Source organism: Mesorhizobium sp. WSM4830 (assembly GCF_055811495.1).
This window is the reverse complement of the sequence record NZ_JBVVQI010000065.1, coordinates 1-9,160: the sequence shown is the minus strand read 5'-3', so window position 1 is coordinate 9,160 and position 9,160 is coordinate 1. Positions and strand designations below refer to the sequence as shown.

The 9,160-nt window shown below is 58.4% G+C and carries 9 protein-coding genes and 1 pseudogene; 4 read left to right on the top strand and 6 right to left on the bottom strand.

Translation table 11 applies throughout. The features are described 5' to 3' along the window. Window positions 1-170: 170 nt before the first annotated feature. Window positions 171-398 (bottom strand): annotated as a pseudogene (locus tag AC0L2Y_RS34070) (ABC transporter substrate-binding protein); the annotation flags it as partial. 88 nt (window positions 399-486) lie between these two features. On the opposite strand from AC0L2Y_RS34070, the gene AC0L2Y_RS34065 reads away from it, so the two are divergent. Next, window positions 487-1,311 (top strand): 5'-3' exonuclease, encoded by an 825-nt coding sequence (locus AC0L2Y_RS34065; RefSeq protein WP_473562264.1) that lies wholly within the window; start codon window positions 487-489, stop codon window positions 1,309-1,311. 411 nt (window positions 1,312-1,722) lie between these two features. Here AC0L2Y_RS34065 and AC0L2Y_RS34060 read toward each other — a convergent pair whose 3' ends face one another. Then, on the bottom strand, window positions 1,723-2,781 hold the full coding sequence (locus tag AC0L2Y_RS34060) for a YihY/virulence factor BrkB family protein (protein ID WP_473562263.1): 1,059 nt from the start codon (window positions 2,779-2,781) through the stop codon (window positions 1,723-1,725). On the opposite strand from AC0L2Y_RS34060, the gene AC0L2Y_RS34055 reads away from it, so the two are divergent. Continuing rightward, window positions 2,768-3,094 carry a hypothetical protein gene (locus AC0L2Y_RS34055; protein ID WP_473562262.1) on the top strand — a complete coding sequence of 109 codons (327 nt, stop codon included), beginning with the start codon at window positions 2,768-2,770 and terminating at the stop codon, window positions 3,092-3,094. The two genes, AC0L2Y_RS34060 and AC0L2Y_RS34055, sit on opposite strands and share 14 nt — an antisense overlap. Before the next feature lie 336 nt (window positions 3,095-3,430). Here AC0L2Y_RS34055 and AC0L2Y_RS34050 read toward each other — a convergent pair whose 3' ends face one another. The 4 genes from AC0L2Y_RS34050 to AC0L2Y_RS34035 form a co-directional block, all read right to left on the bottom strand. Next, window positions 3,431-3,727: a PRC-barrel domain containing protein gene (locus AC0L2Y_RS34050; RefSeq protein ID WP_473562261.1), complete on the bottom strand. Its 297-nt coding sequence runs from the start codon at window positions 3,725-3,727 to the stop codon at window positions 3,431-3,433. A gap of 222 nt (window positions 3,728-3,949) precedes the next feature. After that, window positions 3,950-4,177 (bottom strand): hypothetical protein, encoded by a 228-nt coding sequence (locus AC0L2Y_RS34045; protein ID WP_473562260.1) that lies wholly within the window; start codon window positions 4,175-4,177, stop codon window positions 3,950-3,952. A 148-nt stretch (window positions 4,178-4,325) separates the two neighbouring features. After that, window positions 4,326-5,369, bottom strand: a complete 1,044-nt coding sequence (locus AC0L2Y_RS34040; protein ID WP_473562259.1) for a sensor histidine kinase — start codon at window positions 5,367-5,369, stop codon at window positions 4,326-4,328. Then, complete coding sequence (locus AC0L2Y_RS34035) at window positions 5,366-6,865, bottom strand: ATPase domain-containing protein (protein WP_473562258.1); 1,500 nt, start codon at window positions 6,863-6,865, stop codon at window positions 5,366-5,368. The genes AC0L2Y_RS34040 and AC0L2Y_RS34035 overlap by 4 nt, the downstream gene beginning before the upstream one ends. 452 nt (window positions 6,866-7,317) lie before the next feature. On the opposite strand from AC0L2Y_RS34035, the gene AC0L2Y_RS34030 reads away from it, so the two are divergent. After that, window positions 7,318-8,049 (top strand): Crp/Fnr family transcriptional regulator, encoded by a 732-nt coding sequence (locus tag AC0L2Y_RS34030; protein ID WP_473562257.1) that lies wholly within the window; start codon window positions 7,318-7,320, stop codon window positions 8,047-8,049. Between the two features lie 23 nt (window positions 8,050-8,072). Then, window positions 8,073-8,318 (top strand): DUF6894 family protein, encoded by a 246-nt coding sequence (locus AC0L2Y_RS34025; protein ID WP_473562256.1) that lies wholly within the window; start codon window positions 8,073-8,075, stop codon window positions 8,316-8,318. The last annotated feature ends 842 nt before the right edge of the window (window positions 8,319-9,160 follow it).

Here is a 9,160-nt window from a genome sequence, read left to right as displayed (position 1 = left end):
CCGCGTCATGAGACGCCGAAAAATTGCGCCGCGGCGGGGATGTAACTCCGGTCGGGCTACGCCCTCCCTTCGTCACACCCCCGCCGCCGAGTCTCATCCTGATTGACGCTGAATCTCACCTTGATTGTCGCCGCGCAGGACTGCTCGAAAGGGCGGGTGACGAATGCGCCATGTGCTAATTTCCGGTAATGGAATGCGTGCCTTGTCCGGATCGTAGACACGCTGCTCAATGTCGGCGCAGAACAAAGGATGGGCTGCGTGTACCGGCGTGTCATCGCCGACCTTGCCAAGGATAGTCTTGACGAGCGCTTCGCGGTCGACCGCGTATTCAGCGCCATGCGCAGATCATTATTGTCAAAGGGGCTGTCGCAGCGCGCTACCATATAGTAGTGCCCGCGCCTGTGACTTGAAGGTAAGTTGCTGCGGTAAGAGGCATGGCTTGCGGTGGGCGTACGGGCACGGCCGAGCGCTTTCTCGAGGATTGAAATGATCGTTCATTTAGTAGACGGCACATACGAGCTGTTTCGCCACTTCTATGGCCAACGCCGGTTCAACAACGGCCAAGACAAGCCGTTTGGCGCCGTCGTTGGCGTGCTGAACACAGTGCTGGAGATGATCGAGAATGGCGCCACACACATTGGGGTAGCGACAGATTATGTAATCGAGTCGTTCAGAAATCGGCTCTGGCCCGGCTACAAGACCGGGGATGGCATCGAGCCGGCATTGCTCGCGCAGTTCCACCCCCTTGAGAAAGCCCTGGCGGCCATGGGAGTGGCGGTCTGGCCGATGATCGACCTGGAAGCCGACGACGCGCTGGCATCCGCGGCACGGAGCGCGGCTGCCGATGAGCGCGTGCAGAAGGTGTGCATCTGGACGCCGGATAAGGATCTCGCGCAGTGCGTGCGAGGTGACCATGTGGTTCAGGTAGACCGCAGGACCAAGCAAATTCGCGACGCCGCCGGTGTACGCGAGAAGTTCGGAGTTGAGCCGTCCCTGATTCCAGATTTCCTCGCGCTCGTGGGTGACACCGCCGATGGCTACCCGGGTCTCGAGGGCATCGGCCTGGTCTCGTCAGCGCGGCTGCTGGGCCGCTATGGCCCCCTTGAAAGCTTTCCGCCTGAAGCCCTCGGCAAGCGTAGAGAGCTCGCACTTTTGTTCAAAAATCTCGCGACGTTGCGTACGGACGCTCAGCTATTCGATGACGTCGAACAGCTGCGCTGGCGCGGCCCGACCAAAGCGTTCGAGACGTGCGTGATCCAGCTAAATGACACCAGGCTCCTCGCACGTGCGCTGAAGGCTCGGGACGACTGACTCCGCGAGGCGAGGTCTGGAAGCGGCCAGCGCCGATTCCCAATCGCACGGGGCACCGTACGCGCGGCAACAGTCTTGAAGAACACACAGCGCAACGTTGCGGCGGGTGACAGGCGCTCACGCAGCATCTGCGTTGTTGGTGGCTTCAATGGCAAAGCGTCGCACCTAAGACCTAGATGCAAGGATGGTTGCGTCTGGGCGTGCTCCGCTCAGTGGTATAGCTCGGCGGTGAGGCGGCTCGTGGGCGGGCTCTCAGTAGGGGGGAGCAGCATCTGAATCCTGCTTTGTCTTTCCGGTGATGGGGTGATGGGGAGGATACCCTCATTGCTCGATAGGCCTGTTCGAAAGATGACGGCCATCTAACACCGTCATTGGCGCCAAGCGAAGTTGCGGCAGATGCACAGTAAGGCGCTACGGTTTGCGCTCGTCCAAACGTGACTGCTTGTTAGCGGCATCGGCCGATCTCCCCAGCGTGTCCGCGACCGTGGCACCTCGCGTACCCATCGGTTGCTGCGCACCTGTGGTGGTGTCCTTGGCTGTCTGGTGCTCCATCTCAGCATTCAGCTCCGCACCCACAATCAGCACAATGACGGAAATCCAGGTCCACATCATCAAACCGATGACCGCCCCCAAGGCTCCGTAGGTCGCGTTGTAGTTAGCGAAGTTTTCAAGATAAAAGGAGAACCCCACCGAGACCGCGATCCAAACCCCAGCCGAGAGGAAGGCTCCCCATGTGGCCCATCGCCACTTTGCCTTTTCGCGGCTAGGGCCGTAGCGGTAGATCAGCGTAATTCCGATTCCGACCATGATCAGCAAAACCGGCCACCGCAAGATCCGCACAAGGGTTTCGGTCCAGCCGCCGAGGTTCAGCACCGCAAGCATTGCGGGCACGATTCCGACCGAGATGATAAGGCCGATGCCAATGAGGATGGCGCCAAGGGTGAACCCCAAGGCCAGGAGATTCAGATGGATAAAGCCGCGCTTTTCAGTCTCCTCGTAAGCGATGTTCATTGCTTCGAACAGCGTCTTGATGCCGCTGTTGGCGCTCCATAGTGCGACGGCAAGACCGAAGATAAAGCCAAAGCTGAGCGCGCCAGTGTTCTGAGCGGCCAATGAGTTAAGTTGCGACCTGATAAGATCAAGACCGCCCGAAGGCAGTATGCCGCCAAGGAGTGAAATGTGCTCGGCGACGGTCTGAGGATCGGCGACGAAGCCGTAGATGGACACGAAGGCGGCAAGCGCTGGAAACAGCGCAAGAAGCAGGTAGAACGTGGCTCCGGCCGCGATCAGCGTGACACGGTCCTCTGTTACCTCAGCCCACACCCGCCACAGCACATCCCTCCAGCCGCGGCCGGAAATTTGCGATGGCCGTTCGGCATTGCGTCCACGGCCCTCCTTGTCTTCTTGTCCAGCCCGCCGCTCCAGTTGCACTTGGTTTTCGTCGGAATCTTCGGCTTTGTTCTTCGACATGAATGCAGTCCGTCGCATCTTCCTCGACGGCAAACGTTTGGGCGCGCCAATAGATGCAGGTGCAGACCTGCGCTCGCAAATAATCATCCACCAGCTGCAGAAATACCGGCCATCTAACAACGACACTGCCCAGTCTCTGACTCACGACCGCTTCCGAGGGGCCGGAGTGGGGCTGTCCGGTCTTGCCTCGATGGGTTATCTGACCACATCGTTCCGCCGATATGAGCACCGGCTAGCGTCAAGTTCCGGCAGCATGTTCCACCGCAGCGACTTTGAAATCGTGGATGCGTTTCCAGAACGTCATGACGCGTGACGCAGGAAGTCACGATCCGCATGCCGCAGGACCCTGGTTCGGCTGGCAAGGCCCACGCAGCAACGAAAGTGAAACTCTCGCTGGCCATGACGTGAAGGTTCTTCCGGTCTCAGGCGACAAGGACACACGGGCAAACCTGCCCCGCCCAGGTTGAGCCGCAACGTGAAGCTCTTGCGCGGTCGCTGGAACGAAACATTCCTCGACGAGGTCTGTTCGTTGCCGAATGGACAATCACGATCAGGTCGACGCCTTCGTCGACGCTCTGAACGAGCTCGCACTCGGATCGACCTTCATCCTTTTGACAATATCTGACGGTCGAGATCGACGAAGCTGATTTTAATCAAAATGCTCTGGCAGGGCCTTCAACTGCTCAGTGGTCATTTGTGTGATGGCATGCACGGTGCCGTCTTCGTCCCGCATAAAATCGAGCTGAGTTGCATATAGGGCCACGCGCTTTGACCCTATGCCGAGGAACCCATCAACATCGAAGACGACTTGCGCATGCTCGCCCGTTCCATGGATGTGGTCGACTGAACTGATTTCCTCATCGTCGCGACCGTAGATGGTCGCTCCCTCAACAACGTCAGCGCGCAGTTCAGAACTCGAAAGCCGTACGTGATTGGTGTGGTCCATTTTTGGAGTCTCCTCTCCGTTGGACTGAGGTAACCCCCGACAGGGCCAACCGTTCCGAACCGTCATTCACGAATGTCGTTCGCGAGGGGCACCGAGCGGGGATATGGCACGCGCTTTGGCTGTCGCCGATCCCCTAAACGAGCTGGCGTTGGGTTCGACCATCCGGTTTGGGGGCGTCGGTGGTGGTGGTTCGCCTTGCACCAAGTGCAACCACCGAACAGGTCAGCCTACCTGCTTAACCGCTTGGAAACGCGCCCGAGCCGCGATGAGCAGCACGCTCTCATCAGTCATGCCACTCTGGAAAAGCCGGACAAGATCGGCTGCGAGCTTCTCAGCTGCGGGTGAGCCGGGCTCAACATGCCCTTCCTCGCATATCTTGCTGAAAACGGATTTGAGGGCTTCCAAATCGGTCGGGTAAAGGGCTGGGTCAATGTTCATGCGATCAATCATCTGGGGCCTCCTCAGCTGGCGACAGGTGAACGAAACGACAGCGGACAATGACTCCGCTGGCCCAAGGAGTCATTTAAAAATGACAATGGATTCCGCTCGGTACGGATCAAACAATCCACAACGGCTGCGGGCGCGTCCGGCAGGTCACTTAGGAGTACGCTGGCACGAGCCTCGTTTCGCGCAATGGTAGCGCCATAGTGAAACGCAGGCCGCCGGGATTGTAATGCAGTTCGATCTTCGCATTGCATTGCACTGTAACCACCCTCTCCAGCAATGTCGTTCCAAAGCCTCGTCGACACGGCGACTGCACAATGGGGCCGTCCAGCTCCTGCCAATGAAGATGCAGGACCTGCTCACCTGCGGAATCCGGTATCCACCATTGCACTTCAAGGCGGCCTTGCGGGCGCGACAGGGCGCCGAATTTTGCTGAGTTGGAGGCAAGTTCATGAAACGCCATGCCGACAGGTATCGCAATGTCGGAGACGAGGGCCACATTCGGGCCACGCAGTGATATTCGCGGCTCGCTATGGATCTCGTAGTGGCTCAGTTCCGACTCAAGCAACTTCTGTAAAGAGGCCGTCTGCCAATAATCGTCTGTAAGCATTGAGTGCGTATCGGCAAGCGACACGATTCTTGCCGAGAAATCACGCACGAAGCTGTCGATGCTATCGCTGGACCTGGCCGTCGCTCCCATCATCGCTCGCACGTTGGCCAGGGTGTTTTTGACCCGGTGATGAAGCTCGCGGATCAAGAGCTCTTGACGGTCTGCGACCAGCTGTTTCTGTTCAAGATGGGACTTGACCTCGAGTTGGCGTGCACGCGCACGCAACGCCGACCTCACCGAATTGGCCAGGCTTGAGGCCAGGAAAGGCCTTTCGAGAACGATGAGATACCGATCTAGAAACGCAAGACGCTTGTCGAACTCCGTTCCCCGCATGACTAAAAGAACCACTGGAAAATCGGACCACGCAGGTTGGTTCTGCAGCCAGGCGGCGAATTTGCTCCGGTCGGAATTGATGAGCGCTTCTTCGGCCACGACGAGGCAGTGTGCGCTGTCGAGAAGCCGCAAAACCTCATCCAGATTTGCGCAGATGCGTGTGCCGATCCCGTGTTTTGCCAGAATCGAGGCGGCTAGCTGAGCGTCTCGACCGACCGGGGCGAGCACAAGTACGACGGGTTCTTTCGGCGTCATGGCTTCTTGTCTGCGAGCAGATCGCTTTGTTTGCCCTCAAAAAAGGGCACGCCTGTAAGTATCCCCCTGAATTGGTCGAGCGGCTCGCCGACAACTATGCCCTGGCTGCTGACCATGAATTCACGGATGGTGTCCTCATGAGGACCAACCCGCCTCTTCACTACCGAAATCGCTCGTCGGATGCGACCGCCGCTTTCGAAAAACCTCAGCAACATCACTGCATCAGACAGATAGGTCATGTCGATTGGTGCCGCCGTGTGGCCGATCAGCCCGTGATTGGCCAGCAGCAGGATCGTGACGATGCCCTTCTGGTTGAGGTAGGTGAGAATTTCATGCATCTGCAGCACAAGGTGCTGCTCTTCCGACATCGAATTCAGATATCCCGTGAGGCTGTCGATCACTACGATCCGGGCATCGAACCGCTCGACTGCGATCTGGATCTTAGAGGACAATTCGCCGGGTGAAAGGTCTGCCGGGTCGATCTGTTCGAGCAGGAGCATTCCGTCTTGCAGGAAGGGCTTGAGATCCATACCGACACCAGCTGCACGTCCCAGGAAAATGCGATCAGTTTCATCGAACAGCAGAACCAGGACGCGCTCACCGCGCCGCAGCCCTGCATGACCGTAGGAGCAGGCTATGGTGGACTTCCCCACACCCGAAGGGCCGATCAAAAGCGTGCTTGTGCCCCGATCGAGGCCGCCGCCGAGCAGAGTGTCCACGGCATTTCCGCTTAGGGCCGGCGAGCCGTGCTCGGCTTCAGGGTGCTCGGCGGCGACCAATCGCGGAAAGACCGTGATCCCGCCCGGTCGGATAACGAAGTCGTGGTAACCGCCACGTATTTGCACCCCACGCATCTTTATCACCCGCAAGCGCCGCCGCTCGCCACCGTATATCGGAGTCAATTGCTCCATGCGGATGACGCCATGGCTGATCGAATGCAGGTTGAGGTCATCCTGCTCGGCCGTGAGGTCGTCGAGTAACAACACCGTCGCATGGTTGAGCAGAAAGAAGCTTTTCAACGCCAGGACCTGCCTGCGGTAGCGTAGTGAGCCCTGCGAGAGCAGCCGGATTTCGGAAAGAGAATCGAATACGACGCGCTGTGGCTTAATACGGTCGATCTCAGCCAAGGCTGCCTGCACGGTCTCCCCGAGTTCCAGGTCAGAAGAATGCACGAGCGTCTGCAACTGGGAGGGATCAAGGCTGAGTTCTGGAGGAACGAGTTCCAGAATTTCTATCCCGTCCAGAGTCCACCCGTGCCTGCTTGCCACGGATATGAGTTCGCGCTTGCTTTCGGACAGCGTAATATAGAGGCATTTTTCGCCTTGCGAGGCTCCCTTGATAAGGAACTGAAGCCCGAGCGTGGTCTTGCCCGAACCAGGCCTTCCCTCCACGAGGTGTGACCGAAATTTGGCATAACCCCCGCGCAAGACATAGTCGAGGCCTTCTGCCCCGGTCGCTAATGGTGAGGCGTCATCTTCGTTCACGTTGCCCCTCATGTACCTTGCTGAACAGCGTAACGATTGTCAGTTTTGATGGTTCCAGAAGGCCGCAAGGCGCTGGACAAGAGGACAACAGCCTCCTCTACATACTGCTCACGACGCCGTTCATGTCGGTGAGGCTGATCGCTTCTAGCCCCCAGCGCCCAGTAGCTGCAAAGGGGCCCGCTTTGCTCGGAAGGAGGCCGATAGTTAAAATCGTACAGCAACGATGACACACCGGGGGCGTTCGCACGCCATGCATTCTGAGTTTCTAGAGCTGCAGCAGGTATTGGGACGCCGCGGTTTGGTTGCGGACCGATCGCCCCTCCAGCAGACGTGCTGCTTCCAGCTTCGAGGTTGGATCGGAACAGAGAATATCCATCGGCAATTGTGAGCGCTCGCTGTCGCCGCAGAGCACTTGAACATGTAAGTGCAAACTTGCGATAACAACCAAAGTAGGTCCACAAGTCTTGTCTTCAATTTTGTCGTCAGACGTGCTCATCCGCAAAATTCGAACAATCGCTGATATCAGCGACGATGACGCCGCGATCCTGCGGGGCATGCCGACTCAGGAAAAGGATGTCGCAGCCAATCAGGATATCGTCTCGGAAGGCGATAGCCCCGCAAACTCGTTTGTGGTTCTGGACGGCCTGGTGTGTTCGTCCAAGTACACTGGTCAGGGAAGACGGCAGATCACCAGCTTCTTTGTCGCAGGCGATCTTCCCGATCTGCATGGCATGCATCTTTCTGTGATGGACTGCAGCTTCTCGAGCTTGACGCCAAGCAGATTAGGCTTCATCCGTCATAGCGTCCTTCGCCCGATTTGCGAACAGCATCCGCGTATCGCGACGGCGTTCTGGCGATCGACCCTCATCGACGCCTCCATCTACCGGGAATGGGTCACCAATGTCGGGCGACGCGAGGCCTATGCCCGCACCGCCCACATCCTATGCGAGCTTATCGTGCGTTTGCGGTCTGTCGGACGCATCGAGGACCACGTAGCGGATCTCCCCATAACGCAGGCCGCTCTTGGCGATGCTCTCGGCTTGTCGACAGTTCACGTAAACCGCACCCTTCAGGAACTGCGAGGCGACGGCCTGATTGCCACGTCAGGCACAAGGCTGCGTGCTCTCGATTGGCCCCGCCTGGTTCGAGCAGGAGACTTCGATCCGACGTACCTGCACCAAAGGGACCCTGCCTAGCTTTTGATGAGGATGCCGATCGCATGCGACGATATTTCTTTGACAGCGGCGATGCCGAGCATCTCGTCGAAGACGACATGGGCCTGGAATGCGAAGGGATCGCGGCCGCCCGCCAAGCAGCCGTCGACGGTCTAATAGACTTGGCACGGGACGCACTGGGAGCTTCGGAGCAGCAACAGCTATTGGTGGATATTCGTGACGAGAGCGGGCGAAAGATTCTGAGGCTCAGCTTGATTCTCAAAATTGAAAAGCTCAGCACTTCGGGATGAGTTTGGAATAGCCATTTTGCTGCTCGCACCATGGCAATTGAGGCGGCGTGCGTCGTCCTCGCCGCCGGTCCCACTACAGGCGCCATCATTTCGGCGGCAATGCGTACGATGCTACAATGTGGGCGGCCTGCAAGACCGACAAACTCCGGCTTAACGAGTGTGAATGCTTGAGCCAACGCCCCAGGCAAGGTGGCGGGAGGTGCCTGCAGGTCTGGCAGAACATTAAAGGGATCAACGGGTTCGAATTTCGGCGAGGCAGCTGATCCTCCAGGCCCAACCAAAACAGGCCCCGCACAGCTGGAGGCTCTACGAAGCTCCATTCGCTCGGCGCACGCAGCAGGTCGCCGAGTCGCGAGACCGATTGCGGGTCAAAGCGCGACCCGCAATGGCCCAGTAGCGGTCCGAGAACGGCAGAACTTTAGTTTTGCCGTATATGATCAAAGTCCACGGCGAGACCATGCCTGACCGCACGGTCGGCGACCATGTTCTCAAGCTCCCGGTCTGAGATTGAAGCCATCCCAACGACCTGCCTTAGCGCTCTCAAGGCGAGCCCTGTCGATATGACTCTAGAACGCCGGCTGCGTGTGCCGACATAGTGCTCCACGAGATCTTCAAGCTGTCGCACCTCGCGCCTCCACATCTGCTCTTCCAGGCCACTAATGCCGAGGTTTGTCGCGTATGCATTCACATGCGTTAAAGGACCAGAACAAACACGCCTGGAATCCACCTAATGTCAGGGCGTGCGAGTTGCTGGCGTGTCATGTCCGGTCGTGTCCCCACAGGTGGTGTAGCTCGGCGGTAGCGAAGCCGTTCGCGAGCGCGCCCTTGATAGCGCTGTAGCG

Excerpts from the sequence above, each read along its gene's own strand:
- AC0L2Y_RS34045 (WP_473562260.1), bottom strand. The coding sequence starts at position 4,177 with ATGATTGATCGCATGAACATTGACCCAGCCCTTTACCCGACCGATTTG.
- AC0L2Y_RS34060 (WP_473562263.1), bottom strand. The coding sequence starts at position 2,781 with ATGTCGAAGAACAAAGCCGAAGATTCCGACGAAAACCAAGTGCAACTG.
- AC0L2Y_RS34065 (WP_473562264.1), top strand. The coding sequence starts at position 487 with ATGATCGTTCATTTAGTAGACGGCACATACGAGCTGTTTCGCCACTTC.
- AC0L2Y_RS34040 (WP_473562259.1), bottom strand. The coding sequence starts at position 5,369 with ATGACGCCGAAAGAACCCGTCGTACTTGTGCTCGCCCCGGTCGGTCGA.
- AC0L2Y_RS34050 (WP_473562261.1), bottom strand. The coding sequence starts at position 3,727 with ATGGACCACACCAATCACGTACGGCTTTCGAGTTCTGAACTGCGCGCT.
- AC0L2Y_RS34025 (WP_473562256.1), top strand. The coding sequence starts at position 8,073 with ATGCGACGATATTTCTTTGACAGCGGCGATGCCGAGCATCTCGTCGAA.
- AC0L2Y_RS34035 (WP_473562258.1), bottom strand. The coding sequence starts at position 6,865 with ATGAGGGGCAACGTGAACGAAGATGACGCCTCACCATTAGCGACCGGG.